The sequence below is a fragment of the Streptomyces sp. DSM 120436 genome (assembly GCF_055778765.1).
Genome location: NZ_JBSKBS010000002.1, coordinates 1,471,549 through 1,498,528, shown reverse-complemented (window position 1 = coordinate 1,498,528; position 26,980 = coordinate 1,471,549). Strand labels below are relative to the sequence as shown.

Genomic DNA, 26,980 nt, shown 5'->3' with positions numbered 1-26,980 from the left:
AGGTATGCCTAAGTGATGCAAGGCACTGCGGGCCGTCCGGGCGCGGCTTGCCCGGCTCCGACGAATTACGCAACAATGGCGTTGTGAAAAACGTTGGCGAGGCGTCCCACGAGGATCTGGCAACCGGTGAGCGGTCCACCCGCAACCGCGTCGCCCGCTCCATCCTGGACCACGGCCCGTCGACCGTCGCCGAACTGGCCGGGCGGCTGAAGCTGACCCAGGCGGCCGTGCGCCGCCACCTCGACGCCCTGGCCGCGGACAACGTCGTGGAGGCCCGTGACCGGCGCGTCTACGGCGCACGCTCGCGCGGGCGTCCGGCCAAGGTGTTCGCCCTGACCGACTGCGGCCGGGACGCCTTCGACCAGTCCTACGACAAGCTCGCGGTGGACGCGCTGCGCTGGATCGGCGAGCGGGAGGGCGGCAGCGAGGCGATCGCCGCGTTCGCCCGGGCCCGCATCGCCGCCCAGGCGGGCGCGTACCGCGAGGCCGTCGAGTCCGCACCGCCGGAGAAGCGCACGGAGGCCCTGGCGAAGGCGCTGAGCGCGGACGGGTACGCTGCGACCGCGCGCAGCGCGCCCCACCCCCAGCGGGGTGAGCAGCTCTGTCAGCACCACTGCCCGGTCGCCCACGCCGCCGAGCAGTTCCCGCAGCTGTGCGAGGCCGAGACGGAATTTTTCGCCGAGCTTCTCGGTACGCATGTACAGCGGCTGGCGACGATCGCCCACGGCGACGGCGTCTGCACGACGTTCATCCCCAAGATTTCCCACCACGCATCCGCAAGCACGTCCGGGAGGAACCCCGCATGACTCTCCCCACGGAGACTGCCCACCCCGAGCTGGAGGGTCTGGGCACCTACGAATACGGCTGGGCCGACCGTGACGAGGCCGGTGCGTCGGCGCGCCGCGGCCTGAACGAGGAAGTCGTCCGGGACATCTCCTCGAAGAAGGACGAGCCGGAGTGGATGACCAAGCTCCGCCTCAAGGGCCTGCGCCTGTTCGAGAAGAAGCCCATGCCGAACTGGGGCTCCGACCTCTCCGGCATCGACTTCGACAACATCAAGTACTTCGTGCGGTCCACGGAGAAGCAGGCGCAGTCCTGGGAGGACCTCCCCGAGGACATCAAGAACACCTACGACAAGCTGGGCATCCCCGAGGCCGAGAAGAAGCGCCTCGTCGCCGGTGTCGCCGCCCAGTACGAGTCGGAGGTCGTCTACCACCAGATCCGCGAGGACCTGGAGGAGCAGGGCGTCATCTTCCTGGACACCGACACCGCCCTGAAGGAGCACCCGGAGCTCTTCAAGGAGTACTTCGGCACGGTCATCCCGGTCGGCGACAACAAGTTCGCGTCGCTGAACTCCGCGGTGTGGTCCGGCGGCTCCTTCATCTACGTGCCCCCGGGCGTGCACGTCGAGATCCCGCTCCAGGCCTACTTCCGGATCAACACCGAGAACATGGGCCAGTTCGAGCGGACCCTGATCATCGTCGACGAGGGCGCCTACGTGCACTACGTCGAGGGCTGCACCGCGCCGATCTACAAGTCGGACTCGCTGCACTCCGCGGTCGTCGAGATCATCGTCAAGAAGAACGCCCGCTGCCGCTACACGACCATCCAGAACTGGTCGAACAACGTCTACAACCTGGTCACCAAGCGCGCCGTCGCCTACGAGGGCGCCACCATGGAGTGGGTCGACGGCAACATCGGCTCCAAGGTGACGATGAAGTACCCGGCCGTCTACCTGATGGGCGAGCACGCCAAGGGCGAGACCCTGTCCATCGCCTTCGCGGGCGAGGGCCAGCACCAGGACGCCGGCGCCAAGATGGTCCACATGGCCCCGAACACCTCGTCGAACATCGTCTCCAAGTCGGTGGCGCGCGGCGGCGGCCGGACCTCCTACCGCGGTCTCATCGAGATCGGCGAGGGCGCCCCGGGCTCCAAGTCCAACGTGCTGTGCGACGCGCTGCTGGTGGACACCATCTCCCGCTCGGACACCTACCCCTACGTGGACGTCCGCGAGGACGACGTGTCCATGGGCCACGAGGCGACCGTCTCCAAGGTCTCCGAGGACCAGCTCTTCTACCTGATGAGCCGCGGCCTGTCCGAGGACGAGGCGATGGCCATGATCGTGCGCGGCTTCGTCGAGCCGATCGCCAAGGAACTGCCGATGGAGTACGCGCTCGAGCTCAACCGGCTGATCGAGCTCCAGATGGAAGGCGCGGTCGGCTGATCACCGCCGCCGTCTCCCGTCAGGCCCCATACGCAACGGAAAGCGAGCACTACGACAGCCATGGCTGAGGCTCAGAACTCCCCCACCTCCGGCTACGCTTCGGCGGGGGGACCCCCGCCGGTCGGTTCGACGACCGCCGGTTCGATCGCGGTCGCCGCCGAGTCGACCGTCGCCACGCGCATGAGCGCGCCCCCGTCCTTCGACGTGGCGGACTTCCCCGTCCCCCACGGTCGTGAGGAGGAATGGCGGTTCACCCCGCTGGAGCGGCTGCGCGGACTGCACGACGGCACCGCCGCCGCCACCGACGCGGGCGTCAAGGTCGCCGTCGGGGCCCCCGAGGGCGTCACCGTCGAGACCGTCGGCCGTGACGACGCCCGGCTCGGCCGCACCGGAGCCCCGGTGGACCGCGTCGCCGCCCAGGCGTACTCGGCCTTCACCCAGGCGTCGGTCGTGACCGTGCCCAAGGAGACCGTCCTCACCGAGCCGATCCGCATCGCCGTGCACGGCGAGGGCGGCACCGCCTTCGGTCACCAGGTGATCGAGCTCGGCGCCTTCGCCGAGGCCCTCGTGGTCATCGACCACACCGGCGACGCGGTGCTCGCCGCCAACGTCGAGTACGTCCTCGGCGACGGCGCCAAGCTCACCGTGGTGTCCGTCCAGGACTGGGACGACAAGGCCGTGCACGTCGCCCAGCACAACGCGCTCGTCGGCCGCGACGCCTCCTTCAAGTCGGTCGTCGTGACCTTCGGCGGCGACCTGGTCCGCCTCCACCCGCGCGTCACCTACGCCGGCCCCGGCGGCGAGGCCGAGCTGTTCGGCCTGTACTTCACCGACGCCGGCCAGCACCAGGAGCACCGCCTCCTGGTCGACCACAACGTCCCGCACTGCACGTCCAACGTCGTCTACAAGGGCGCGCTCCAGGGCGAGGACGCGCACGCCGTGTGGATCGGCGACGTGCTCATCGAGGCCAAGGCCGAGGGCACCGACACCTACGAGATGAACCGCAACCTCGTCCTCACCGACGGCGCGCGGGTCGACTCGGTGCCGAACCTGGAGATCGAGACCGGCGAGATCGTCGGCGCCGGCCACGCCTCCGCGACCGGCCGCTTCGACGACGAGCAGCTCTTCTACCTGATGGCCCGCGGCATCCCCGAGAAGGACGCCCGCCGCCTGGTGGTCCGGGGCTTCTTCGCCGAGCTCGTCCAGCAGATCGGCGTCCCCGACATCGAGGAGCGCCTGATCGCCAAGATCGAGGAGGAGCTGGAGGCCGCGGTCGCATGACCTTCGTACGCGTCTGTGGACTGGGCGAGCTGGAGGAGGACACCCCCAAGAGGGTGGAACTCGACGGCACGCCGGTCTCCCTCGTGCGCACCGAGGGCGAGGTGTTCGCGATCAACGACATCTGCTCGCACGCGAACGTCTCCCTGTCGGAGGGCGAGGTGGACGACTGCCACATCGAGTGCTGGCTGCACGGCTCGCGTTTCGACCTCCGCTCCGGCAAGCCCGACGCCCTCCCGGCGACGCGCCCCGTCCCCGTATACCCCGTAAAGATCGAAGGGGACGACGTGCTCGTCTCCCTCACCCAGGAGTCCTGAGGCACCCATGGCAACGCTTGAAATCCGAGACCTGCACGTCACCGTCGAGGCCGACAACGCCACGAAGGAGATCCTCAAGGGCGTCGACCTCACCGTGAAGCAGGGCGAGACGCACGCCATCATGGGCCCCAACGGCTCGGGCAAGTCGACCCTCGCCTACGCGCTCGCCGGTCACCCCAAGTACACCGTCTCCGGCGGCACCGTCACCCTCGACGGCGAGGACGTCCTGGAGATGTCCGTCGACGAGCGGGCCCGCGCCGGCCTGTTCCTCGCCATGCAGTACCCGGTCGAGGTCCCCGGCGTCTCCGTCTCCAACTTCCTGCGCACCTCCGCCACCGCCGTCCGCGGCGAGGCCCCCAAGCTGCGCACCTGGGTGAAGGAGGTCAAGGAGGCCATGGAGCGCCTCAGCATGGACCCCGCCTTCGCCGAGCGCAACGTCAACGAGGGCTTCTCCGGCGGTGAGAAGAAGCGCCACGAGATCCTCCAGCTCGAGCTGCTCAAGCCGAAGGTCGCGATCCTCGACGAGACCGACTCCGGCCTGGACGTCGACGCCCTGCGCGTCGTCTCCGAGGGCGTCAACCGCGTCCGCGAGTCCGGCGAGGTCGGCACCCTGCTGATCACGCACTACACGCGCATCCTGCGCTACATCAAGCCCGACTTCGTCCACGTGTTCTCGGCCGGACGGATCGTCGAGTCCGGCGGCGCCGAGCTCGCCGACAAGCTGGAGAACGAGGGCTACGAGGCCTACACGAAGGGTGGCGTATCCGCGTGACACAGCTGCCGGGCCTCCTCGACACCGAGGCGATCCGCAAGGACTTCCCCATCCTGGACCGCCAGGTCCACGACGGGCGCAAGCTCGTGTACCTGGACAACGCGGCGACCAGCCAGAAGCCGCGGCAGGTGCTGGACGCCCTCGGCGAGTACTACGAGCGCTACAACGCCAACGTCCACCGCGGTGTGCATGTGCTCGCCGAGGAGGCCACGGCGCTGTACGAGGGTGCGCGCGACAAGGTCGCGGAGTTCGTCAACGCGCCCTCGCGCGACGAGGTGATCTTCACCAAGAACGCCTCCGAGTCGCTCAACCTCGTGGCCAACATGCTCGGCTGGGCCGACGAGCCCTACCGGGTGGACCACGAGACCGAGATCGTCATCACGGAGATGGAGCACCACTCCAACATCGTGCCGTGGCAGCTGCTCGCGCAGCGCACGGGCGCGAAGCTGAAGTGGTTCGGCCTCACCGACGACGGCCGGCTCGACCTGTCGAACATCGACGAGGTCATCACCGAGAAGACGAAGATCGTCTCCTTCGTGCTGGTGTCCAACATCCTCGGCACGGTCAACCCGGTCGAGGCCATCGTGCGCCGCGCCCAGGAGGTCGGCGCGCTCGTGTGCATCGACGCCTCCCAGGCCGCCCCGCACATGCCGCTGGACGTCCAGGCCCTCCAGGCCGACTTCGTGGCCTTCACGGGCCACAAGATGTGCGGCCCGACCGGCATCGGCGTCCTGTGGGGCCGCCAGGAGCTGCTGGAGGACCTGCCTCCGTTCCTCGGCGGCGGCGAGATGATCGAGACCGTGTCGATGAGCTCGTCGACGTACGCCCCCGCCCCGCACAAGTTCGAGGCGGGCACCCCGCCGATCGCCCAGGCGGTCGGGCTCGGCGCGGCGATCGACTACCTGTCGGCCATCGGCATGGACAGGATCCTCGCGCACGAGCACGCCATCACCGAGTACGCCGTCGAGCGGCTCCTCTCGGTGCCGGACCTGCGCATCATCGGTCCGGCCACGGCCGAGGACCGCGGCGCCGCGATCTCCTTCACCCTCGGGGACATCCACCCGCACGACGTGGGCCAGGTCCTCGACGAGCAGGGCATCGCGGTCCGGGTCGGACACCACTGCGCCCGCCCCGTCTGCCTGCGGTACGGAATTCCCGCGACCACGCGGGCGTCGTTCTACCTGTACTCCACGCCGGCGGACATCGACGCACTGGTCGACGGTCTGGAGCACGTACGGAACTTCTTCGGATGAGGGGCTGAGGCGTGAAGCTGGACTCCATGTACCAGGACGTCATCCTGGACCACTACAAGAACCCGCACGGGCGGGGCCTCCGGGACGGCGACGCCGAGGTGCACCACGTCAACCCGACGTGCGGTGACGAGATCACGCTGCGCGTGAAGTACGACGGCACGACCATCAGCGACGTCAGCTACGAGGGACAGGGCTGTTCCATCAGCCAGGCGTCCGCGTCGGTGCTGAACGACCTGCTGGTCGGCAAGGAGCTCGCCGAGGCGCAGAAGATCCAGGGGACCTTCCTGGAGCTGATGCAGTCCAAGGGGAGGATCGAGCCCGACGACGCGATGGAGGAGGTGCTGGAGGACGCGGTGGCGTTCGCCGGCGTCTCCAAGTACCCCGCGCGGGTCAAGTGCGCCCTCCTGAGCTGGATGGCGTGGAAGGACGCGACGGCCCAGGCGCTGGGCGCCGACGCCGAAAGGACTACGGCATGAGCGAGACCGTGGAGATGAAGCCGGCCTCGGAGGAGGAGCTCCGCGAGGCCCTGATGGACGTCGTCGACCCCGAGCTGGGCATCGACGTCGTCAACCTCGGCCTGATCTACGGCATCCACGTCGACGACTCCAACGTGGCGACCGTCGACATGACGCTGACCTCGGCGGCCTGCCCGCTGACCGACGTCATCGAGGACCAGGCGAAGTCCGCCACGGACGGCCTGGTCAGCGAGTTGCGGATCAACTGGGTCTGGATGCCGCCGTGGGGCCCGGACAAGATCACGGACGACGGCCGTGAGCAGCTGCGGGCGCTGGGCTTCAACGTCTGAGACGCACGGCAGCACGGCACATGAGACGGCGACGCCTTCGGGCGTCGCCGTTTCCCGTGGGGCCGGCCGCCGCTGTGTACGCTCGTACACATGGGATACCTGCTGCTGGCCGGCGCCATCGCGGCCGAGGTGTGCGCCACCACCGCCATGAAGTACAGCGACGGCTTCAGCAGGCTCTGGCCCTCCCTGCTGACCGTTCTCGGGTACGTCGTCTCCTTCGCCCTGCTCGCGCAGACGCTGCGCACCCTCTCCATCGGCACGGCCTACGCCATCTGGTCGGGGGTGGGCACCGCCGCCATCGCGACGATCGGCGTCCTGTTCCTCGGCGAGGCGTTCACCGCGGCCAAGGCCGCCGGCATCGCGCTGATCATCGTCGGCGTGGTGGTGCTGAACACGGGCGGTGCGCACTGATGGCCCGGCGGCACGACCCCGAGCGGCGGCAGCGGATCATCGACGCGGCGATCCGGGTGGCCGGCCGCGGCGGCATCGCCGGACTCACCCACCGCAGCGTCGCCCGCGAGGCGGACGTGCCGCTCGGCTCCACCACGTACCACTTCACGACCCTGGACGAGCTGATGGTGGCCGCCCTGCGCCAGGCCAACGAGGGCTTCGCCAAGGTGATCGCCTCGCGCGGCGGCCTGGAGGACCCGCGGACCGACCTGGCGGCCGAGCTGGCGGCGCTGATGGGCGAGTGGCTGGGCGGCGAGCGGACCGGCGTGGAACTGGAGTACGAGCTGTATCTGGCCGCGCTGCGGCGCCCCGCGCTCCGCCCGGTCGCGGCGGAGTGGTGCGAGGACACGGCCGCCGTGCTGTCCCGCCGTACGGACCCGGTGACCGCGCGGGCCCTGGTCGCGCTGATGGACGGCATCTGCCTCCAGGTCCTGCTGACGGGCACGCCGTACGACGAGGGGTACGCCCGCGAGGTGCTGGGGCGGCTCCTGCGGGGAGCCTGACCGGGGTCGTGGGACCGGCACGCGAGATACGGACGGCACCGGTTCGCGTCCGGCGCCACCGGTTGGTTAGGTTGCCCTCATGACCGACACGACTGCTCAGAGCACCACCGGCGCGGTGGCCGCCGGCCTCGCCACCCTCGCCGCCGACGGCACCGTCCTCGACACCTGGTTCCCGGCCCCCGAGCTCGTCGCCGAGCCGGGTCCGTCCGGCACCGAGCGCCTCTCCGCCGAGCAGGCCGCGAAGCTGCTGGGCGGCGGCGCCACCGCCGCGGCCGGCCCGGACCCGCGCCGGGGCGTCGAGGTCGTCGCGGTCCGCACGGTCATCTCCTCGCTGGACGCCAAGCCGGTCGACGCGCACGACGTCTACCTGCGCCTGCACCTGCTCTCCCACCGCCTGGTGAAGCCGCACGGCCAGAACCTGGACGGCATCTTCGCCCACCTCGCCAACGTCGCCTGGACCTCGCTGGGCCCGGTCGCCGTGGACGACCTGGAGAAGGTCAGGCTCAACGCCCGTGCGGAGGGCCTGCACCTCCAGGTGACCTCCGTCGACAAGTTCCCGCGCATGACGGACTACGTGGCCCCCAAGGGCGTGCGCATCGCCGACGCCGACCGCGTCCGCCTCGGCGCGCACCTCGCCGAGGGCACCACCGTGATGCACGAGGGCTTCGTCAACTTCAACGCCGGCACGCTCGGCACCTCGATGGTCGAGGGCCGGATCTCGGCGGGCGTCGTCATCGGCGACGGCTCCGACATCGGCGGCGGCGCGTCCACGATGGGCACCCTCTCGGGCGGCGGCAACGTCCGCATCTCCGTCGGCGAGCGGTGCCTGGTCGGCGCGGAGGCGGGCGTGGGCATCGCCCTCGGCGACGAGTGCGTGGTCGAGGCCGGCCTCTACGTCACCGCCGGCACCCTGGTCACCATGCCCGACGGACAGGTCGTCAAGGCCCGAGAGCTCTCCGGCGCATCGAACATCCTCTTCCGCCGCAACTCGGTCACCGGCACGGTGGAGGCCCGCCCGAACAACGCGGTGTGGGGCGGACTGAACGAGGTGCTGCACAGCCACAACTGAGACGCCCGGCCGCGGCGTGCGGCCGGCGTCGAGCGTCCTGGGACGGCCCGGCCTTCGCGCCGGGCCGCCTTCCGTTCGAACGAGTGTGTGACAGCATCGCGGGATGCTGCGACTCACCGATTTCATCATCGACTGCCCGGACACGAGGGAGCCGGCGGCCTTCTACGCCGAGGTGACGGGCCGTCCGGTCAAGAAGGACAGTTCCGAGGACTGGGCCGGCATCCGGTTCGGCGCTGTCGAACCGGCATTTGTCCGGGTGGACGACTACCGCGCTCCGCAGTGGCCCGACAGCGAGCACCCCAAGCAGTTCCACCTCGACTTCGAAGTGGACGACACCGAGGCCGAGCAGCGCCGCGTCCTCGGCCTCGGCGCGACGCTGCGGCAGGAGTTCATCGGCCCCGAGGGCTACGGCTGGTGCGTCTGCACCGACCCGGCCGGCCACCCCTTCTGCCTGTGCCGCAACAAGGGCGTCGTCTGGACCGACCAGGGCCCGGTCTGGCCCGGGCGCGGCTGATCGACCGCTCGGACGTCCGGACGGGAGTGGGGTATGTGGAGAGAGATCGCTGCCGGAGTCTCGGCGGAGGCCGGGTTCAGGGAGCCCGTGGACGAGGCCGCGCTGAGGGAGGCGGAGCGGCGGCTCGGACGGCGGGTGCCGGAGGCGTTGAGGGAGCTGTTGCGGGAGACGGACGGGGTCGCCGACGCGTTCGGGACCGATGTCGTCTGGCCGCTCGAACAGATCGTGGAGCAGAACCTGCAGTTCTGGGACCCCGGGACGTTCCCGGAGCTGTACATGCCGTTCGACCCGCTGCTGTTCTTCGGGGACGACGGCGGGGGTGATCAGTTCGCCTTCGTCGTCGCGCCCGAGCGGAGTGACGTCTTCGTCTGGGAGCACGAGACCGACAGCCGGGTGTGGGCCGCCGGCGGGCTCGAGGAGTATCTGCGGCGGGCGCTCGCCGGGGAGGGGGACGGGTGGCGGGAGACGGCTCGCGGTGGCTGTCCCCGTGCGGGGTGCTTTCCGTGACCTTGAGGTCGTTTCGGCGGATGAACGGGTCACCACGGGGTCCGACCGGACGCCGGGGCGGCTGACGTGCGGGAAGACGCGTACGGGCGATGACCGGCACGTGGGTGCGGGGCGTGCCGCGCTGGGCGATCGGCGTGAGGGGGACGGCCGCCGTGCCGATGCTCCGTGGGACGCCGACGGTCAGCGCGCACGCGGCCGGGACCCCGTGGCCCGGCGTCCGGGGACGGGCGGGGCCGGCGGTCAGCGGCCCGTCGCGCGGGCGTGGGTCTCCCGTAGCGCGGCCGTCGTCCGCGGGTCCGCCGGGCGCAGGGGCGGGCGGACCGGGCCCGCGGGGAGGCCCAGGGCGGGAAGCAGCGCCTTCGCCGTCACCGTGCCGGGGAGGCCGCCGGCCGTCATCGCCTCGACGAGCGGGGTCAGGCGGTGCTGGAGACGGGCGGCCCCGGTCGTGTCGCCCGCGTCGAAGGCGTCGAGGACGGCTCGGACCTCGGCCGGGGCCACGTTGGCCACCGTGCTGACGCAACCGGCGCCGCCCACCGCGTACAGCGCCAGGTTGTGTTCGTCGCAGCCCGCGTAGTACGCCAGGTCCGTGCGGGCCATCACCGTCTGCGCCGCCAGGAAGTCGTTGCCGCAGTCCTTCACCGCCACGACGCGCGGGTGTCCGGACAGGCGCAGGAGGGTGTCCGGTTCGATGCGGACGCCGGTGCGGGCCGGGATGTCGTACAGGACCACGGGGAGTCCCGTCGCGTCGGCGGTCTCGCGGAGGTGCGCCTCGATCGCGTCCTGCGGGGGGCGGCTGTAGTACGGGGCGGTCAGGAGGATCGCGTCGGCGCCCGCCCGCTCGGCCTCGCGGGCCAGTGTGCGGGTGTGCGCGGTGTCGGGGGTGCCGACGCCGGCGATCAGCGTGGCGCGGGCGCCGACGGCCTCCCGCACGGCCGCGATCAGGGACCGCTTCTCCGCGTCCGACGTGGTCGGCGACTCCCCGGTCGTGCCGGACAGCACCAGGCCGTCGCAGCCCCGGGCGACCAGGTGGCCGGCGAGATGCTGGGCGCCGTCCAGGTCCAGCGCGCCGGAGGGCGTGAAGGGGGTGATCATCGCGCACAGGGTGCGGCCGAGGGTGGAACGCGTCGAGGTCATGGAGGGAGTCTCGACCGAGGAACGGTGAAGTTCTACTTACATTTCCTCACCGGTACCGGTAAGCGTTGCTTGAGGGATAGTCGGCTGACGCCAGGGGTACTCGGGTGACCCACCCCACCGAGAGGAGGCGCACCGTGGCCGGAACCATCCACCAACGGCCCGTCCGCGACGAGCACAGCGTCGGCGAACTCGTCGGACAGGCCACCGAACAGATCTCGCGACTCGCACGGCAGGAAGTGGCGCTCGCCAAGGAGGAACTGGCGGAGAAGGGGCGCCGAGCCGGAGTCGGCGGCGGCATGCTGGGAGCGGCGGGAGCGTTCGGTTACGCGGGGCTGCTCGCGCTGGCCGCCACGGGAATCGCCGTACTCGACCTCGTGCTGCCGCTGTGGGCGGCGGCGCTGATCATCACGGCGGTGCTGTTCGCGATCGCCGGCGTGCTGGCGATGGCCGGACGCGGGCAGCTGCGCCGGGCCACGCCGCCCAAGCCGGAGCGGACGCTGGGCAGCGTGAAGGCCGACGTCGAGGAGATCAAGGAAAGGGCGCACCGATGACGCACGAGGTGAGGGGCGCCGCAGCTCCGTCGGGGGCCCACCTGGACGCCGGGAGCGAGGCGGAGCGCGGGGCCAAGGGCCCGGACGAACTGCGCCGGGAGATCGAACGGACGCGGCACGAACTCGGCGACACCGTCGAGGAACTGGCCGGGAAGATGGACGTCAAGGCACGCGCCCGGGCACGCGCCGACGACCTGAAGGACCGGGCCGGCGCGATGACCGTGCAGATGCGCAGCAGCGCCGCCCAGGTGGGCGAGCTCGGCAAGCAGCACCGCAAGCCGCTGATGGCCGCCGCGGGCGCGCTGGTGATGCTGGCCGTGGGCGTGGTGATGGTGCAGCGCCGCCACTGAGCGCGCGGGCCACGCGGCCAGGGGATCCGGCACCGGGTGCGGGCCGGCGGGCGGCGGGGGACGGGAAGCGGCTGTCCGCTTCCCGTCCCCCGCCGCCCGCTGTCAGGGCGAGGTCACGGCCTGAAGCGCAGGACCTGCGGGTCGTGGTCGCTGATCTGGTCGTGGAACTCCGCGTTGATGTGCACGCTGTCGTAGCTGAACGAGCGCTGGCGGCGGATGGAGGGGCTGATCAGGATCTGGTCGAGCACCTGGCTGTTGCCCTGGTACACGTACGAGTAACGCTCCGACGGGGGCAGCGACTTGACGGCCGACCAGAGGGTCCCGCCGCCCTCCAGGATGCGGGTGGTGCGGGAGAACTCGAAGTCGTTGATGTCGCCGAGCGCCACGACCGCCGCGTTCTTCTGCACCTTGAGGATCTTCGCGGCGAAGTCGTGGACCTCCCGCGCCTGGAGGTGGCGCTGCGCCTCCGAGCCGCGCGCCGGCGGCTGGAACTGCGAGGTCAGGCCCTGGTCGCCGCCCTTGGACGAGAAGTGGTTGGCGATGACGACGACCGTGCGGCCGCGGAAGACGAACTCGCCGGCCAGCGGCTTGCGGCTGTCCTCGAAGGCCGCCGAGTCCGGTGCGATCCGGCCGGGGGAGAGGGTCAGGGCGGCCTTGCCGCGGACCTTGACCACGTCGGTCGGCGTGGTGGCGTCGCCGCCGGGCCGGTCGGTGAAGGACACCCGGGCCGGGTTGAACAGGAAGGCCTGGCGGATGTTGCCGCCCGGCTCGCCGCCGTCCTGCTTGTCGGCCGGGTCGACGGCGCGCCAGTCGTAGCGCGGGCCGCCGGCCGCCTCGACGGCGTCGATCAGCTTCGTGAGCGTGACGTCCGCGGCGACCGTGCCGTCGTCCGTGGCGCCGTTGTTGTCCTGGATCTCCTCCAGCGACACGATGTCGGGCGAGGAGAGGTGGTGCACGATCGCCTCGGCGTGCGCCGCGAAGGTGTCGTCGGACGGGTCGAGGTTCTCGACGTTGTACGTGGCTATCGCGAGCTCGGAGCGGTGCTGCTCGCGGGTCGTCTCTCGCTCGGTGCCGCCGGACTTCAAGGTGCCGAGCTCACTCGCCACCAGGGTGTAGCCGCCGTACTGGTTGTAGTCCAGCGGGCCCGTGGTGGCGCCCGCGAGGACGTCGCCGACGTTCGCGTCGGGGAAGTCGGCCGCCCTGCCCAGCGACTGGATCTGCAGCCGGCCGGTGTTCTGGGCGCCGTACGAGCCGTAGACCGTGCCGCCGCGCCGGTTGCGGTTCTCGTGGGGCTTCACCGTGACCCAGAGCTCCGTGTACGGGTCGGTGGCGCCCACCACGCGCGCGTCGGCGACCCGGACGTTCATGCCCTCCAGCGACTCGTACAGGTCCAGGGCGTACCTGGCCGGGCGCAGCGGCAGGGCGTTGACCGAGCCGCCGGCCGCCGGGTCGCCCTTCGGCGTGTACGCGGCGGGGACGGAGCGCGCGTCGAGGGTCACCGGGGCCGGGACCGGGTTGCCGCGCGAGACGACGGTGACGGTGGGCTTGGTGATCTCGGTCAGCGACTGGTTCCCGGAGGACGCGCCGCCGGGGACGAACTCCGTGACCGTGCCGGAGACGGAGACCTCGTCGCCCGCCGCGACACCCTGCGGGGTGGAGCCGGTGAAGACGAACACGCCCTCGCTGGTGGCCGGGTCGGCGTCCGGGGCGGGGTCCTGCATCCAGAAGCCGCGGGACGACCCGTAGGCACGGACGCCGGTGACGATGCCGGTCACGTCCGTGACCTGCCGGCCGGCGTACGGCGACACGCGGGTGTCGCCCTGGATGTCGTGGATGCGCACGGACTCGGCGTGCGCGGGCGTCGTGAGGACGACGGTGGACGCCGCGCAGCACACGGCGGCGACGGTGAGCGCGGCGAGACGCGCGGACGGTTTGCTCGGCAACGGATTCCCTCCGGGGGCCGGAACGAGGGCGGATGCGGGACGCACCCCCTGTCTACGCGCGTCAATGTCCAGCCTGGCCAAGCCACTTGTCAAGGTTTCGGCCATGTGCGCCGCCCGGCGCGGAGAGGAAGTGGGCGGCATGGGTGGAAATCCGTCTAGGCTGAGCGGCTGAGTCGTAGAGGGCACTAGGAGAAACAGCCGATGTCAGACAGCTCCATCCTGCCGCCGGCGCGGTTGCGCCCCGAAGCGGAGCTGGCGCGCGACGCCCTGTCCACTCCGGTGCTGTCCCGGGCCGCCAAGCTCGCCCGCTGGGCAGGACCTGAGACCCGCGTGGACGCCGGCGGCGGACTGGTGGACGAGCAGCTCCCGGAGGCCGCCGCGGAGTTGGGCCTGAGCGGGGAGGACGCGGCGGCCGAGGCCGGCGAGGCCTGGCGGGTCGCCGTGGACACCGGGCTCGTCGAGGTGGTCGACGAGGAGGAGGGCACCGTCCGCGCGGGCGCCGAACTGGGTCTGCTCACCGGAGGGTCGCCGCAGGACGTGCTGGGCGTCTGGCTCGGCGCCCTGGGGACCGTGCTGGACGACGCGAGCGTGCCGGACCTGGGCGGGCTGGTCGACGCCATCGCCGAGGGGTCGGGGGAGCTGGACCTCGACGCGCTGGACTGGGACCCGGAGGCCGAGGCGGAGTTCCTCGACGGGGTGCTCGGCAACCTGTACCTGCTGACCGTCGGCGAGGCCGCGCCCGGCGACGCGCCGGTGCCGCTGCCCGCGCTGGCCGCGTCCGTCATCGTGCCCGAGGACATGGCGGAGCCCAGCGACGACGTCCTGGAGCAGGTGTCCGACGCGATGATGCGGCTGGACGACCAGTTCCGGATGCTGGAGCCGACCGGGCTCGTGGAGTACCAGCCGGTCGACGAGGCGCTGATGGCCGACGCCGACGAGGAGCCCGCCGCCCCCGTCGACGACACGGACGTCGCCCGCTACGGACTGGTGCGGCTCACCCCGCTCGGGCTGTACGGGCTGCGCGCCCGGCTGCTGGAGGCGGGCTTCGAGGCACCCGCCGTCGGCGACCTCGCGGACAAGGGCGCCGACGCGCTGCTCGACGGCACGGCCGCGTACCCGCCGGCCGCCGCCCACGCCGAGACCGAGCACTGGCTGGAGCGGCGCCGGCCGCTGGAGGCGGCGCGGGAGCTGCTGGCCGCGGCGCGCGGCGCGGACCGGGGGGCGCCGCTGCGGCGGCTGCGCTGCCAGCAGGCGCTGTCGCTGGTGGGCGCCGCCGCGGAGCCCGCGCTGCGGGACGTGCTGGACGACGCCGAACTGGGCGGGCTGGCGCGGGTCTGGCTCGCCGAGCACGGGGCCTCGGACGTGCCGCCGCCGTCCGAGGCGATGATCTTCTGGCTCACCATCGACACGGTGGCCGCGCAGCTCGCCGCCGAGGGCGAGTCCGAGGAGCTGCGCTCCCTGGTGGAAGGGCTGGCGCGGCAGCACAGCGGCTTCTTCGACACGGCGTGGCGGGTGGACCATCCGGCCACGGCGGACGTCCTGGAGGCGATGGGGCGCCTGCACTCCGACCGGAAGACCGCCAAACAGGCGCGGAAGGCGGCCTTCAAGGCGCGGTCCCAGCAGGGCGGTTAGACGCCGCCGGGCGCCACTCGGGGGCGCGGGGCGGGTCAGGTGGGCGGAGCCCGGTGACGCCCCGCATCACCGGGCGGGGCGTCCGGCGCCCCTCGGGGCGGGCGCCGGACGCATCGCGGCGGTGGGTCAGAGGGCCTGGGCGGCCGGCTTGACCATGCCGCGCACCGTACGGCCCTTCACGAACTGGCCCATCGCGGTCATCTCCCACTCGCCGGAGTACTGCCGGATCAGCTTCGCCATCATCACGCCCGTCTGCGGCTCGGCGCCGGTGAGGTCGAAGCGGACCAGCTCCTCGCCGGTGGCGGCGTCCATCAGGCGGCAGTACGCCTTGGCGACCTCCGTGAACTTCTGTCCGGAGAAGGAGTTCACCGTGAAGACCAGGCCCGAGACCTCCATGGGGAGGCGGCCGAGGTCGACGGTGATGACCTCGTCGTCGCCGGCGCCCTCGCCGGTGAGGTTGTCACCGGAGTGCCGGACCGAGCCGCCCAGGATCTGCAGCTTGCCGAAGTAGCAGCTGTCGATGTGGTTGCGCTGCGGGCCGAAGGCGATCACCGACGCGTCCAGGTCGATGTCCTTGCCGCGGTAGGCGGGCTCCCAGCCGAGACCCATCTTCACCTGGGACAGCAGCGGACGGCCGCCCTTCATCAGGGAGACGGTCTGGTTCTTCTGGAGGCTGACCCGGCCCTTGTCCAGGTTGATCTTGCCGGTGCCGGGCGCGGCGGCGGGCGGGGCCGGGGGAGCCGCCGGGGCGGGCGGCGCCTGCGGGGCGGCGGCCGGGGGAGCGGGCGGGGCGGCCTGCGGGGCCGGCGGGGTCACCGGCTGGGCCGGGGCGGCCGGCTCCTCGACCGTGACGCCGAAGTCCGTGGCGATGCCGGCCAGGCCGTTGGCGTAGCCCTGGCCGACGGCGCGGACCTTCCACGCGCCGTTGCGCAGGTAGATCTCGACGACCACCAGGGCCGTCTCCGCGCCGAGCTGCGGGGGTGTGAAGGTCGCCAGGACGGCGCCGGTGTCCGCGTCGCGGACGGTCGCGGTGGGCTCGATGCCCTGGAAGGTCTGGCCCGCCGCGTCGGGGCTCGCGGTCACGACGATCTTTTCGATGCCGGGCGGTACGGCCGTGGTGTCCACCGCGATGGCGTCGGGGGCCGCGCCCCCGCCGGAGCGGTAGGTCACGCCCGGACCCGTGGGCTGGTTGTAGAAGATGAAGTCGTCGTCGGAGCGCACCTTGCCGTCGGCGGTGAGCAGCAGGCCCGATACGTCGAGCCGCACGGGCGCGGCGACGTCCACCGTCACGCGGGCGGTGGGAAGGGGGATGTTCGAGCCGGGGGTCATAGCTGTCATGCCGGGTGAACGAGCGAGGCGGTTTTACCGTTCCCTTACCTGTGGTCCGTTCGGCGCAGGCGCCCGCTCCGGGCCTGCTCAGCCCCGGTCGCGCGGGTGGGCGCGGTCGGTGCGTCCGTTGCCGCGCCGGTGGCCGCCGGTCCGGCGGGCCATGACGAGCCGCGGGTCGGCGCCGGTGACCTCGCCGAGGAAACGGGCGGCGGGGCAGTCGTGACGGGTGGGGTGAACGGTCCCGTCGTCGTGCGCCTCGTACGCGAAGCCGCTCGCTCCGGTCACGCCGGCGATGCCACGGGGAGGGGGCGCGGACGCCCAGGGGGTTCCACCCCGGCGCCCGCGTCCCCGTCCGCCGGGCCGGCAGGCCTACGGCACCACCACGATCTTGCGGCCCACGCCCGCCGCGAACTGCTCCAGGGCCTGGGGGTACCGGTCCAGCGGGAGGCGGTCGCTGATGAAGACGTCCGGGTCCAGGACGCCGTTCGCGAACAGCTCCGCCGCGCGCTCGTAGCTGTGCAGGACGGCCATGGAGCCGGTGATGGTGATCTCCTGGTTGTAGATGCGGTACGGGTCGATCTCCACGCGGGTCGCGTAGTCCGCGACCCCGAACTGGAGGAACGTGCCCGCCTTGGCGACCCGGCCGAGCCCGTCCTGGATGGCTGCCGCGTTGCCGGTCGCGTCGATGACCAGGTCCCAGCCCTGCGGGCGGTCCAGCTCGTCCGCGGTGGCCGCGGACGCGGAGACCCCCAGCGTCCGGGCCGTCTCCAGGCGCGCCGGGTTCAGGTCGACCACGTCGACGCTCGCCGCGCCGGTCCGCTTGGCCAGCTCCAGCATCATCAGGCCCATGGTCCCGGAGCCGTAGATCAGCACGTGCGCGCCGAGGCGGGACCGGAGCACGTCGTAGCCGCGCACCGCGCAGGACAGCGGCTCGATCAGCGCCGCGTCCTGGGTGCGCACGTGCTCGGGCAGCTTGACGCAGTTCGCCACCGGCGCGACCGCGTACCGCGCGGCGCCGCCCGCCGTGGTGACGCCGATCGCCGCCCACCGCTCGCAGAGGTTGTTGTGGCCGGTACGGCAGTAGCGGCACTCGTGGCAGTACAGGGAGGGGTCGACGGCGACCCGGTCGCCGAGCGCCACCTCCGTGACCTGGGAACCGACGCCGACCACCTCGCCGGCGAACTCGTGGCCCGGCACGACCGGCAGCTCGGGCGCGAACTCGCCCTGGAGGATGTGCAGATCGGTCCCGCACAGTCCGCACGCGGCGACCTCGACGACGACGTCCCTCGGGCCCGGCGTCGGATCCGGGACCTCGGTGACGACGGCCCTGCCCACGGACTCGATGACGGCGGCCTTCATTTCACGGCTCCCAACGACAGGCCCTGGACCAGTTTGTCCTGGGCGGCGAACCCCGCGGCGAGCACCGGCAGGGAGATGACGAGCGACGCGGCGCACACCTTGGCCAGGAACAGGCCCTGGCTGGTGATGAAGCCGGTCAGGAAGACGGGGGCGGTCTCGGCGACCACGCCCGTCAGGACCCGGGCGAACAGCAGCTCGTTCCAGCTGAAGATGAAGCAGATCAGCGCCGTCGCCGCGATGCCCGGGAGGGCGATCGGGGCGACCACCCGGGCCAGCACCGTCGGCAGCCGGGCGCCGTCGATCCGGGCGGCCTCGATGACCGCGACCGGGATCTCGGAGAGGAAGGACTGCATCATCCACACCGCGATCGGCAGGTTCATCGAGGTGTAGAGGATGACGAGCAGCCAGACGTTGTCGAGCATCCCGGCGTTCTTGGCGAACAGGTAGACCGGCAGCAGGCCGGCCACCACGGGCAGCATCTTGGTGGAGAGGAAGAAGAACAGGACGTCCGTCCACCGCTTCACCGGGCGGATGGACAGCGCGTAGGCGGCGGGCAGGGCCAGCACGAGGACCAGCAGCGTCGAGGTCACGGACGCGACCGTCGAGTTGATCAGGGCGGGCCAGGGGCTGGCGCCGCCGTCCGCGCCGAAGAACTCGCGGTAGCCGTCGAGGGTGAGGGCGGCGCCCCACGAGGGCGGGTTGGTGGCCGCGTCCGTCTCGGAGTGGAAGGACGTCAGGGCCATCCAGGCGATGGGCAGGAAGAACACGATGCCGGCCAGCCAGGCGACCAGGCCGAGACCCGCTCCGCCGCGGAACCGGCCGCGGGTGCGTACGGCGGTGCTGCTCATGCGCGGGACACCTCCTCGCGGAACAGGGACGACACCACGCGCAGGGCGAAGGTCGCGATGACGATGGAGCCGATGACGACCAGGACGCCGGCCGCCGAGGCGAGGCCGTTCTCGTGCGCCTGGTAGAAGGTCTGGTAGACGGTGTAGGGCAGGTTGGCGGTGCCGAGCCCGCCGGACGTGAGGGTGAAGACGGCGTCGAAGTTCTGCACGATGTAGATCGAGCCGAGCAGGGCACCCAGTTCGAGGTAGCGGCGCAGGTGCGGCAGCGTGAGGTGCACGAAGATCTGCCAGTCGCTCGCGCCGTCGACGCGGGCCGCCTCGATCTGCTGCTGGTCCCGGCTCTGCAGCCCGGCCAGCAGGATGAGCATCATGAACGGCGTCCACTGCCACACCAGCGACGCCTGCACGGCGAGCAGCGGGGTGCCGGAGATCCAGTCGGGCTGCGGACCGCCGACGTAGTGCAGCAGGCCGTTGAGCAGGCCGTACTCCGGGTTGTAGAGGACGTGCTTCCAGAGCAGGGCGGCGGCGACCGGGACCACCAGGAACGGCGCGATGAGCAGGGTGCGCACCACGGCCCGGCCGCGGAACCTCCGGTCGAGCAGCAGTGCGAGGAGCAGGCCGAGGACCAGGCTGGCCAGGACGACGCCCACGGTCAGCAGGACGGTCGTCCAGACCGACTTGCGCAGCGCCGGATCGGTCAGCACCTCCTGGTAGTTGGCGAGCCCGGCGAAGCGGCGGGCGTCGGGGTAGAGGGAGTTCCAGTCGAAGAAGGAGATCACCAGGGTCGCCACGAACGGCAGCTGGGTGACCACGATCATGAAGACCAGGGCGGGCAGCAGCGGGGCGCGGGTGGCCCAGGCGCGGAGCCGGGCGGAGGGCCGGTGCGGTGCGGCGGACGTCTGCGGTGCGGCCGGAGGGGCCGTGGTCGTGGCGGTCATCGTCCCTCGTACTCCTCGGCGATCTCTTCCGCGAGCTGCTGGGACTTCCTCAGGGCCGCGTCGACGGACTGGCGTCCGGCGATGGCCGCGCTGATCTCCTGGGAGACCTTGGTGCCGAGATCGGTGAACTCCGGGATGCCGACGAACTGGATGCCGGGCGCCGGGCGGGGCTGGACGCCGGGGTCGTCGGGGCGGGCCTGTTCGATGGCCCGCCTGGTCATCTCCTGGAAGGCGGCGGCCTCCGCCCGGTAGTCGGGGTGGGCGTAGGTGGAGGCGCGCTTGCCGGCCGGGACGTTGGACCAGCCGATCTCCTCGCCGACCAGCCGCTCGTACTCCTTGCTGGACGCCCAGGAGACGAACTTCCAGGCGTTGTCGGGGTTGCGGGAGGCGTTCTGGATGCCCCACGCCCAGGTGTAGAGCCAGCCGGACGACTCCGTCCTCTCCACCGGCGCCGGCGCGTAACCGATCCTGCCGGCGACGGGGGAGCCGTCGGCCTCCAGGGAGCCGGCCGCGGACGTGGCGTCGTACCACATGGCGACCTTGCCCTGGGTCAGGTTGTTCAGGCACTCGGCGAAGCCGGCCTGGGGCGCGCCGGCCTCGCCGTGCTCGCGGACCAGGTCCACGTAGAAGGTGACGGCCTCCTTCCACTCGGGGGAGTCGAGCCGGGCCTTCCAGTCCTCGTCGAACCAGGTGCCGCCGAAGGTGTTGACCACGGTGGTGAGCGGCGCCATGACCTCGCCCCAGCCGGGCAGTCCGCGCAGGCAGATGCCCTTCATGCCGGGCCGCGCCCCGTCCGCCTTCGCGGCCAGGTCGGCGACCTGCCGCCAGGTGGGCCGGGCGGGCATCGTCAGGCCCTGCTCCGCGAAGACGTCCTTGCGGTACATCAGGAACGACGACTCGCCGTAGAACGGCTGGCCGTAGACCTTGCCGTCCTCCCCGGTGAGGGACTGCCGCATCGGCTCGAGGACGTCCTGCTGGTCGTACGCCCTGTCCTCGGCGACGTAGGAGTCCATCTCCTTCAGCCAGCCGTTCTTGGCGTAGATCGGTATCTCGTAGTTGGACAGGGTGGCCACGTCGTACTGGCCGGCCTGGTTGGCGAAGTCCTGGCTGATCTTGTCGCGGACGTCGTTCTCCGGCAGCACGGTGAAGTTCACCTTGATGCCGGTCTCCTCGGTGAAGTGGGCGGCGGTCAGCTTCTGCAACTCGACCATCTGCGAGTTGTTCACCATCAGGACGTTGACGGCGTCGCCGCCGGACCCGGCCCCGCCCGCTCCGACCCAGCAGCCGGAGAGCAGCGGGGCGATCAGCGTCCCTGCGGCGGCCGCGGCGAATACGCCTCGTGGCCTCCGTCGGCTCTGGGTTCGCATGGATCACTCCTGGACGTATAGGGAGACATCGGGCGTCACCTGGCATGGATCGGCCCCGTGGGGACGTGGAACGGTGTGCGGTCCGGGACTGCGGGAGGTCGCTCAGACCCGGATGACCTGAGGTCCGAGCAGGGAGTAGCGGTGGGCCTCGGAGGCCGGGAGCAGGGTGCTCGTCACGATCGCCTCCAGCGCGCCGACCTCGGCGAACCGGCAGAAGCTGACCGCTCCGAACTTGGTGTGGACGCCCGCGAACACCACGCGGCGGGCGGCCCGCACCGCCTGTGCCTTGACCTCGCCGACCGCCGGGTCGGGCGTGGTGAGACCGTGTTCGCGGGAGATCCCGTTGGCGCCGATGAACGCCAGGTCGATGACGAAGCCGGAGAGCATCTTCGTCGTCCAGTGGTCCACGGTGGCGAGCGTCCCGGAGCGGACGCGGCCGCCGAGCAGCAGGACGGACGCGTCGCCGTTCCGCGCGAGCGCGCCCGCGACCGGCAGGGAGGCGGTGACCACGGTGAGCGGCCGGTCGGCGGGCAGGGCCTCGGCGATGAGCTGCGGGGTGAAGCCCTCGTCGACGAAGACCGTCTCGGCGTCCCCGAGCAGCTCGGCCGCGGCGGCCGCGACCCTGCGCTTCTCCGGGACGTGGCGGGTGGCGCGGAAGGCGAGCGTCGTCTCGAAGCCGGCGCTCTCCACGGGGTAGGCGCCGCCGTGGGTACGGCGCACCAGTCCGTGGTCCTCCAGGGCGCGCAGGTCGCGGCGGACGGTCTCCTTGGCGACGCCCAGGCCGGCGGCGAGCGCGGTCACGTCGACCGAGCCGGTGGCGCGGGCCACCCGCACGATCTCGCGTCGGCGCTCCTCGGCCGTCCTGTCGCTCATGGCCGGACCCCTGCTTTCTGAACTCGCCGCTGTGGTGCCTGGTCGCCCGTTCGGGCCTCTGCAGGAAGTTGTACAGCGGGGGCGGGGTGCTGACCAGGTCTGTTGCGAGTCCGTTGCTGCCCGGTTGTGCCCGCTCGGGCGGGCGGGTGTCCGGCTCGGACCTGGGTGAGCGGTGGGAGCGGGCAGGGGCGGTGCCCGTTCCCGGACGCCTGAGCGTCCGTTTGCCGCCCGTTCGCTCGGACGGGGGTGCGTTTCACGCCTGCGCGGGCGGGGGGGGCGGGGCGCGCCCGAACGTGAGGCGGCCTACGAGGGCGCCTCCCCCGGAGGGGGTGCCCCCGGTGCCCGCCCGTGCCGCCCCAGCGGGACGACCGCCCGCAGCCGGCGGGGGCGGGCGCGCCCCTTCAGGGGCGCGGGGAACCGCGCGGTCAACCCGCGACGGGCCGCAGGCGGCGGACGGCAGGGGGCGGCGGGCGGGTGGCCGTCAGTAGGGCCAGATCGGGGGATCAGTGACGAAGTGGCCGCCCAGGTACGCGTGGGCCGGGTCCGCCGGGTCCGCCGGATCCGGCTCGCCCTGCTCGGCGAGCAGTTTCTCCGCATAGACCTCGGAGTCGTCCTGCGGCTCGTACCCCAGCGCCCGCGCCGGTCCCAGGTCCCACCACAGCCGCGTGTTCGCGGAGGAGCCGTACACCACGGTGTGCCCCACGCCCTCGGCGGTCAGGGCCGCGTGGAACAGCCGCGCCCCGTCCGCCGGACTCATCCACAACGACAGCATCCGCACACTCGTCGGCTCCGGGAAGCAGGACCCGATCCGCACGGAGACCGTCTCCACCCCGTGCTTGTCCCAGTAGAGCTGGGCCAGGTCCTCGCCGAAGCACTTGGACAGCCCGTAGAAGGTGTCCGGCCGGTGCGGCGTGCCGACCGGGATCAGCGGGTCGTCGCCGTGGGGGCGCGGGGTGTGGCCGACGGCGTGGTTGGAGGAGGCGAAGACGATCCGGCGGACGCCCTCCTCGCGGGCGGCCTCGTAGAGGTGGTACGTCCCCTCGATGTTCGCCTTGAGGATCCTGTCGAAGGACGCCTCGAGCGAGATGCCCGCGAGGTGCACGACCGCGTCGGCCCCGCGCACCGCCTCGCGCACGGCGTCCCGGTCGCTCAGGTCGCCGACGATCGCGTCGGGTGCGCCGTCCACCGGCCGCAGGTCGAACAGCCGCAGCTCGTAGCCGTACCGCGGGAGCAGCTCCCGCATCAGCGTGCCGAGGCCGCCGGCGGCGCCGGTGAGCAGGACGGTGCGGGGAGCGGGCATCTGCGGGTCTCCTTGCGGCGCCGGCCGGGACATACGGAGCAAACGTGCAGGTGGACGCACGGCGTTCACGTGCGTGGACACGCTAAGGAGCCCGGACGCGGCGCGTCAAGTATCCCTCCACCGTCACTTCGGCGTCAGCCGCGCGCAACGATCCGCTTGACCCGCCTCCCCGGCGGGCCATACCGTGGGCCCGTTCATGAATGTGGACAGTAGTCAAGGATGCGGACCACGCCCTCATGACCAGGGAGAGTTTGTGACGTCAGCCCCTCTCGCCGCGCGACTCAGTATCCCCAGCGGGCCGCTGTTCTTCCCGGTCACCGCCTACGGGCCCGACGGCGCCGTCGACCCCGCCGCCTACCGGCTCCATGTGCGGCGCGGCGTGGAGTCCGGGGCCGCCGCCGTCTTCGCCTGCTGCGGCACGGGCGAGTTCCACGCGCTGACGCCCGAGGAGTTCGAGACCTGCGTGCGGGCGGCGGTGGAGGCCGCCGAGGGGCGCGTCCCGGTCGTCGCGGGCGCCGGCTACGGCACCGCCCTCGCCGTGCGCTACGCCCGGCTGGCCGAGGCCGCGGGCGCCGACGGGCTGCTCGCCATGCCGCCGTACCTGGTCAGGGCCGCGCAGGAGGGGCTGCTGCGGCACTACCGCGAGCTGGCCGCCGCGACCTCCCTCCCGGTGATCGTCTACCAGCGGGACAACGCCGTCCTCACCCCCGCCGCCGTCGTCGGACTCGCCCGTACCGAGGGCGTCGTGGGCCTCAAGGACGGCCACGGCGACCTCGATCTGATGCAGCGCACCGTGAGCGCCGTGCGCGCGGCCGGCGTCGAGGACTTCCTGTACTTCAACGGGCTGCCCACCGCCGAGCTGACCCAGCCCGCGTACCGCGGCCTCGGCATCTCCCTGTACTCGTCCGCGGTGTTCTGCTTCGTGCCGGAGATCGCCCTCGCCTGTCACACCGCCCTGCGCACCGGCGACGAGGCCGCCGTGCGCCGCCTCACCGACGGCTTCTACCGGCCGTTCGCCGACCTGCGCGACCAGGGCCCGGGCTACGCCGTCTCACTGGTCAAGGCGGGGGTGCGGCTGCGCGGGCTGGACGTGGGGGAGGTCCGTCCCCCGCTGCACGAGCCGGCCGGGGATCATCTCCAGCAGCTCGCTCAACTGATCGAGCGGGGACAGGCGCTGCTCGAGGAGGGCATGTGAAGGCATCGGCGTTCGTCTACCCCTGGGACGTCAACGGGGACCCCGGGGCTCCCGCGCGGCTCGCGGAGCTGGGCACCGCACAGGTGACCCTCGCCTCCGCCTACCACTCCACCCGCGCGCTGACCCCCCGCCACCCCCGGCACCGCGTGGTCACCGCCGAGTACGCGGCCGTGCTGTACCCGGTCGACGGGTCCCGCTGGTCCGGCCGCCGTCCGCGCCCCCGTCCGGCGGGCGACTGGGCGCCGGGGGACGCCTTCGGCGAGGCGGCCGCCGCGCTCGCGGACGCGGGCCTCGAGGTGCACACCTGGGTGGTGCTCGCCCACAACTCCCGCCTCGGCGCGGAGCATCCGGACACCTCCGTGGTCAACGCCTACGGCGACCGCTACCCCTGGGCGCCCTGCATCGCCCAGCCGGACACACGCGCGTACCTGACGGACCTCGCCGCCGAGGCGGCCGTGCGTCCCGGGGCGCGCGGCACCGAACTGGAGTCCCTCGGCTGGTACGGACTGGCCCATCTGCACGCCCACGACAAGACCGCCGGGGTCCCGCTCGGGGACGCCGGGCAGTACCTGATGTCCCTGTGCTTCTGCCCCGCCTGCCGGGACGGCTACGGGCAGGAAGGGCTGGACGCGGAGGAGCTCGCCGCCGCCGTGCGGGAGGCGCTGGACCCGGTGTGGCGGGGGGAGGCCCCGTCCGGGGGCGGCTGGGCCGGTGTCGGGAAACTGCTCGGCGACACCCGGGCGGACGCCACACGCGCGTGGCGCGACCGCACGGCCCGCACCCTCCAGGAAGCCGCCGTCGCCGCCGTGCGCCGGGCCGCGCCCGACGGCTTCCAGGTGCTGCTGCACGCCGACCCGGTGTCCTACCACTGCGGTGCCAACGCCGGCGTCGACCCCGCGCACATCCTCTCCGTCGCCGACGGCGTGGTCGTGCCCTGCACCGGGGGCGCCGGGCCGCTGACCCCGTTCGCCCGGGAGGCCGGCGCGGACACCGTCCTCGCCGCCAACTTCACCGTGGTCTCCGGCATGGGCGGCAGCCCCGGAGCCCTCGCGGCCGACGCGGCCGAGGCGCGCCGGCTGGGCGCGACCGAGCTGCGCCTGTATCACGCTGGGCTGGCGTCGGACGGGGACCTCGCGGCCGTACGGTCGGCGCTGGCCGGCCTCTGACCGAGGAGCACCGCCGCCGTCACCCCCAGCACCACCCCGAGGGCGACCAACTGCACGCGGTGGTCGACGGTTTCGACCAGCGCCGCGCCCGCGGCGAGGCCGATCACGTTCGGGGTGTGCACCAGGGTGTTGGCGGTGGCGGCGACCCGGCCCAGCAGCGGGCCGGGAGTGCGCTGCTGCACGCTCGTGAGCGCGGCGATCAGCACGGCGGGCAGCCCCGCGCCGATCGCGGCACCGCTCGCCCAGGCCGCCGGGTCGTACGGCACCGCGCGCAGCGCCAGTGCGACGGCCAGGAGACCGATGCCGTACGCGGCGAACCGCCGGGCGCCCAGCCGCCGCTGGGCCGGTCCCGAGAGCAGTCCCACCACCACCGACCCCGCGCCCTGGACGGCGTACAGCACACCGGCGTAGGCGGGGGAGCGGCCCAGGTCCTCGACCACGGCGTACACCAGCGCCCCGCCCACGCCCGCGCACAGCATGGTGACCCCGCCCGCCAGGACCAGCGGGCGCAGGACGGCGTCCGCCCACAGGTGCCGGAGGCCCTCGGCGGTCCCGCCCCGGCCGCTTCGCCGGGGCGCGGGCCGCTCCTCCCGCACCCGCAGCGACCCGTACACCAGCGCCGCGACCAGGAAGCTCACCGCGTCCAGGACGGCGACGCCGGGCCCGCCGTACGCCGTGTGGAGAGCGGCGCCGGCCAACGGGGCGAGCAGCTTCATGCCCTCGCCGGCCGTCATCCGCAGACCGTTGAAGTCGCCGAGCAGGGACCGGTCCACGGACGTGGCGATCAGGGCCGACTCAGCCGCGTCATGGAGGACACCGGCCGCACCGTACACGAACAGCACCGCGTAGAGCAGCCACAGCCCGCGAGGCGAGTCCACGGTGCACAGGCCGAGCAGCAGTACCGCCATGAGCAGGCTCGAGCCGATCAGCAGCGGCCGACGGCGCACCCGGTCGGCGAGCGTCCCCAGCAGGGGGCCGGCCAGGGTCGGCGCCCACATCGCCAGCATGCACAGGGCCGCGAGCCCGTCCGATCCGGTGAGGTCCTTGACCCACACGCCCGACGCCAGCCACAGCGCGGAGGTGCCGAACCCGGAGACCACCACGGCGGTGAGGCACCGGCCCGCCGTGCGGTCGCGCAGCACGCGGACCGCCGTCCATCTCGTCGTCATGCCTGGTCATCCTGCGGCTGAGGACCGCCCGTACGGATCGGGAGGATGCCTTGGACACGGGACGGCAGGGGGCGCGCACCGGCCTCCGGCATCGGGCGACCGCCCGAGAGGCGGGCCGCGTCGGTCTGTCCCGG

29 protein-coding genes are annotated in these 26,980 nt (G+C 72.4%); 18 read left to right on the top strand and 11 right to left on the bottom strand.

The genetic code is table 11. From position 1 onward, the window contains the following. Positions 1–83: 83 nt before the first annotated feature. The 13 genes from ACWH4W_RS28910 (at position 84) to ACWH4W_RS28850 (ending at position 9,692) form a co-directional block, all read left to right on the top strand. A complete protein-coding gene (locus ACWH4W_RS28910; protein WP_473078750.1) occupies positions 84–806 on the top strand; it encodes a helix-turn-helix transcriptional regulator in 723 nt (240 codons plus the stop codon). Then, entirely contained in the window at positions 803–2,224 is a 1,422-nt protein-coding gene (gene sufB / locus ACWH4W_RS28905; protein WP_473078749.1) for a Fe-S cluster assembly protein SufB, read from the top strand. The genes ACWH4W_RS28910 and sufB overlap by 4 nt, the downstream gene beginning before the upstream one ends. Before the next feature lie 60 nt (positions 2,225–2,284). After that, positions 2,285–3,505: a Fe-S cluster assembly protein SufD gene (sufD, locus tag ACWH4W_RS28900; RefSeq protein WP_473078748.1), complete on the top strand. Its 1,221-nt coding sequence runs from the start codon at positions 2,285–2,287 to the stop codon at positions 3,503–3,505. Continuing rightward, entirely contained in the window at positions 3,502–3,819 is a 318-nt protein-coding gene (locus ACWH4W_RS28895; RefSeq protein WP_145825152.1) for a non-heme iron oxygenase ferredoxin subunit, read from the top strand. The genes sufD and ACWH4W_RS28895 overlap by 4 nt, the downstream gene beginning before the upstream one ends. Positions 3,820–3,826: 7 nt before the next feature. Beyond that, a complete protein-coding gene (sufC, locus tag ACWH4W_RS28890) occupies positions 3,827–4,591 on the top strand; it encodes a Fe-S cluster assembly ATPase SufC (protein WP_473078747.1) in 765 nt (254 codons plus the stop codon). After that, positions 4,588–5,844 (top strand): cysteine desulfurase, encoded by a 1,257-nt coding sequence (locus tag ACWH4W_RS28885; RefSeq protein WP_473078746.1) that lies wholly within the window; start codon positions 4,588–4,590, stop codon positions 5,842–5,844. The genes sufC and ACWH4W_RS28885 overlap by 4 nt, the downstream gene beginning before the upstream one ends. A gap of 11 nt (positions 5,845–5,855) precedes the next feature. Beyond that, on the top strand, positions 5,856–6,320 hold the full coding sequence (sufU, locus tag ACWH4W_RS28880; RefSeq protein WP_473078745.1) for a Fe-S cluster assembly sulfur transfer protein SufU: 465 nt from the start codon (positions 5,856–5,858) through the stop codon (positions 6,318–6,320). Further along, positions 6,317–6,649, top strand: coding sequence for a metal-sulfur cluster assembly factor (locus tag ACWH4W_RS28875; RefSeq protein WP_004989638.1), 333 nt, complete (start codon positions 6,317–6,319; stop codon positions 6,647–6,649). Before sufU ends, ACWH4W_RS28875 begins: the two co-directional genes overlap by 4 nt. A gap of 90 nt (positions 6,650–6,739) precedes the next feature. Next, positions 6,740–7,060: a DMT family transporter gene (locus ACWH4W_RS28870; protein WP_106414777.1), complete on the top strand. Its 321-nt coding sequence runs from the start codon at positions 6,740–6,742 to the stop codon at positions 7,058–7,060. Next, a complete protein-coding gene (locus ACWH4W_RS28865; protein WP_473078744.1) occupies positions 7,060–7,602 on the top strand; it encodes a TetR/AcrR family transcriptional regulator in 543 nt (180 codons plus the stop codon). The genes ACWH4W_RS28870 and ACWH4W_RS28865 overlap by 1 nt, the downstream gene beginning before the upstream one ends. Positions 7,603–7,681: 79 nt before the next feature. Next, positions 7,682–8,671: a 2,3,4,5-tetrahydropyridine-2,6-dicarboxylate N-succinyltransferase gene (gene dapD, locus ACWH4W_RS28860; protein WP_473078743.1), complete on the top strand. Its 990-nt coding sequence runs from the start codon at positions 7,682–7,684 to the stop codon at positions 8,669–8,671. Between the two features lie 103 nt (positions 8,672–8,774). After that, on the top strand, positions 8,775–9,185 hold the full coding sequence (locus ACWH4W_RS28855; RefSeq protein WP_473078742.1) for a VOC family protein: 411 nt from the start codon (positions 8,775–8,777) through the stop codon (positions 9,183–9,185). 33 nt (positions 9,186–9,218) lie between these two features. Beyond that, positions 9,219–9,692 carry an SMI1/KNR4 family protein gene (locus ACWH4W_RS28850; protein ID WP_473078741.1) on the top strand — a complete coding sequence of 158 codons (474 nt, stop codon included), beginning with the start codon at positions 9,219–9,221 and terminating at the stop codon, positions 9,690–9,692. A gap of 240 nt (positions 9,693–9,932) precedes the next feature. Here ACWH4W_RS28850 and dapA read toward each other — a convergent pair whose 3' ends face one another. Further along, positions 9,933–10,826 (bottom strand): 4-hydroxy-tetrahydrodipicolinate synthase, encoded by an 894-nt coding sequence (dapA, locus tag ACWH4W_RS28845; protein ID WP_473078740.1) that lies wholly within the window; start codon positions 10,824–10,826, stop codon positions 9,933–9,935. A 134-nt stretch (positions 10,827–10,960) separates the two neighbouring features. On the opposite strand from dapA, the gene ACWH4W_RS28840 reads away from it, so the two are divergent. Together ACWH4W_RS28840 and ACWH4W_RS28835 are read left to right on the top strand one after the other, a co-directional pair. Beyond that, positions 10,961–11,377 carry a phage holin family protein gene (locus ACWH4W_RS28840; protein ID WP_473078739.1) on the top strand — a complete coding sequence of 139 codons (417 nt, stop codon included), beginning with the start codon at positions 10,961–10,963 and terminating at the stop codon, positions 11,375–11,377. Next, the gene (locus ACWH4W_RS28835; protein WP_473078738.1) at positions 11,374–11,727 is read left to right on the top strand and encodes a DUF3618 domain-containing protein; all 354 of its coding nucleotides are present in this window, start codon (positions 11,374–11,376) and stop codon (positions 11,725–11,727) included. The genes ACWH4W_RS28840 and ACWH4W_RS28835 overlap by 4 nt, the downstream gene beginning before the upstream one ends. A 113-nt stretch (positions 11,728–11,840) precedes the next feature. Here ACWH4W_RS28835 and ACWH4W_RS28830 read toward each other — a convergent pair whose 3' ends face one another. Beyond that, complete coding sequence (locus ACWH4W_RS28830; RefSeq protein ID WP_473078737.1) at positions 11,841–13,670, bottom strand: endonuclease/exonuclease/phosphatase family protein; 1,830 nt, start codon at positions 13,668–13,670, stop codon at positions 11,841–11,843. Between the two features lie 201 nt (positions 13,671–13,871). Here ACWH4W_RS28830 and ACWH4W_RS28825 point away from each other — a divergent pair, with 201 nt between their 5' ends. After that, the gene (locus tag ACWH4W_RS28825) at positions 13,872–15,302 is read left to right on the top strand and encodes a hypothetical protein (protein WP_473078736.1); all 1,431 of its coding nucleotides are present in this window, start codon (positions 13,872–13,874) and stop codon (positions 15,300–15,302) included. A 126-nt stretch (positions 15,303–15,428) separates the two neighbouring features. On the opposite strand, the gene ACWH4W_RS28820 is transcribed toward ACWH4W_RS28825, so the two are convergent. The 8 genes from ACWH4W_RS28820 to ACWH4W_RS28785 all read right to left on the bottom strand — a co-directional run bounded on the left by ACWH4W_RS28820 (position 15,429) and on the right by ACWH4W_RS28785 (position 23,316). Further along, the gene (locus tag ACWH4W_RS28820) at positions 15,429–16,631 is read right to left on the bottom strand and encodes a TerD family protein (RefSeq protein ID WP_473079285.1); all 1,203 of its coding nucleotides are present in this window, start codon (positions 16,629–16,631) and stop codon (positions 15,429–15,431) included. A gap of 87 nt (positions 16,632–16,718) precedes the next feature. Further along, positions 16,719–16,916: a hypothetical protein gene (locus ACWH4W_RS28815; protein WP_473078735.1), complete on the bottom strand. Its 198-nt coding sequence runs from the start codon at positions 16,914–16,916 to the stop codon at positions 16,719–16,721. Positions 16,917–17,000: 84 nt separating this feature from the next. Continuing rightward, positions 17,001–17,990, bottom strand: a complete 990-nt coding sequence (locus ACWH4W_RS28810; RefSeq protein ID WP_473078734.1) for a zinc-dependent alcohol dehydrogenase family protein — start codon at positions 17,988–17,990, stop codon at positions 17,001–17,003. After that, entirely contained in the window at positions 17,987–18,838 is an 852-nt protein-coding gene (locus ACWH4W_RS28805; protein WP_473078733.1) for a carbohydrate ABC transporter permease, read from the bottom strand. Before ACWH4W_RS28805 ends, ACWH4W_RS28810 begins: the two co-directional genes overlap by 4 nt. Continuing rightward, the gene (locus ACWH4W_RS28800; RefSeq protein WP_473078732.1) at positions 18,835–19,776 is read right to left on the bottom strand and encodes a carbohydrate ABC transporter permease; all 942 of its coding nucleotides are present in this window, start codon (positions 19,774–19,776) and stop codon (positions 18,835–18,837) included. The genes ACWH4W_RS28805 and ACWH4W_RS28800 overlap by 4 nt, the downstream gene beginning before the upstream one ends. Further along, positions 19,773–21,143 (bottom strand): ABC transporter substrate-binding protein, encoded by a 1,371-nt coding sequence (locus ACWH4W_RS28795; protein WP_473078731.1) that lies wholly within the window; start codon positions 21,141–21,143, stop codon positions 19,773–19,775. The genes ACWH4W_RS28800 and ACWH4W_RS28795 overlap by 4 nt, the downstream gene beginning before the upstream one ends. A gap of 102 nt (positions 21,144–21,245) precedes the next feature. Then, positions 21,246–22,016 carry a DeoR/GlpR family DNA-binding transcription regulator gene (locus ACWH4W_RS28790; RefSeq protein ID WP_473078730.1) on the bottom strand — a complete coding sequence of 257 codons (771 nt, stop codon included), beginning with the start codon at positions 22,014–22,016 and terminating at the stop codon, positions 21,246–21,248. 481 nt (positions 22,017–22,497) lie between these two features. Next, complete coding sequence (locus ACWH4W_RS28785; RefSeq protein WP_473078729.1) at positions 22,498–23,316, bottom strand: NAD-dependent epimerase/dehydratase family protein; 819 nt, start codon at positions 23,314–23,316, stop codon at positions 22,498–22,500. Between the two features lie 253 nt (positions 23,317–23,569). Here ACWH4W_RS28785 and ACWH4W_RS28780 point away from each other — a divergent pair, with 253 nt between their 5' ends. Further along, positions 23,570–24,511 (top strand): 5-dehydro-4-deoxyglucarate dehydratase, encoded by a 942-nt coding sequence (locus ACWH4W_RS28780; RefSeq protein ID WP_473078728.1) that lies wholly within the window; start codon positions 23,570–23,572, stop codon positions 24,509–24,511. After that, positions 24,508–25,677: a hypothetical protein gene (locus ACWH4W_RS28775; RefSeq protein WP_473078727.1), complete on the top strand. Its 1,170-nt coding sequence runs from the start codon at positions 24,508–24,510 to the stop codon at positions 25,675–25,677. Before ACWH4W_RS28780 ends, ACWH4W_RS28775 begins: the two co-directional genes overlap by 4 nt. Here ACWH4W_RS28775 and ACWH4W_RS28770 read toward each other — a convergent pair. Beyond that, entirely contained in the window at positions 25,614–26,846 is a 1,233-nt protein-coding gene (locus tag ACWH4W_RS28770) for an MFS transporter (RefSeq protein WP_473078726.1), read from the bottom strand. The genes ACWH4W_RS28775 and ACWH4W_RS28770 overlap by 64 nt on opposite strands. Positions 26,847–26,980 lie beyond the last annotated feature (134 nt).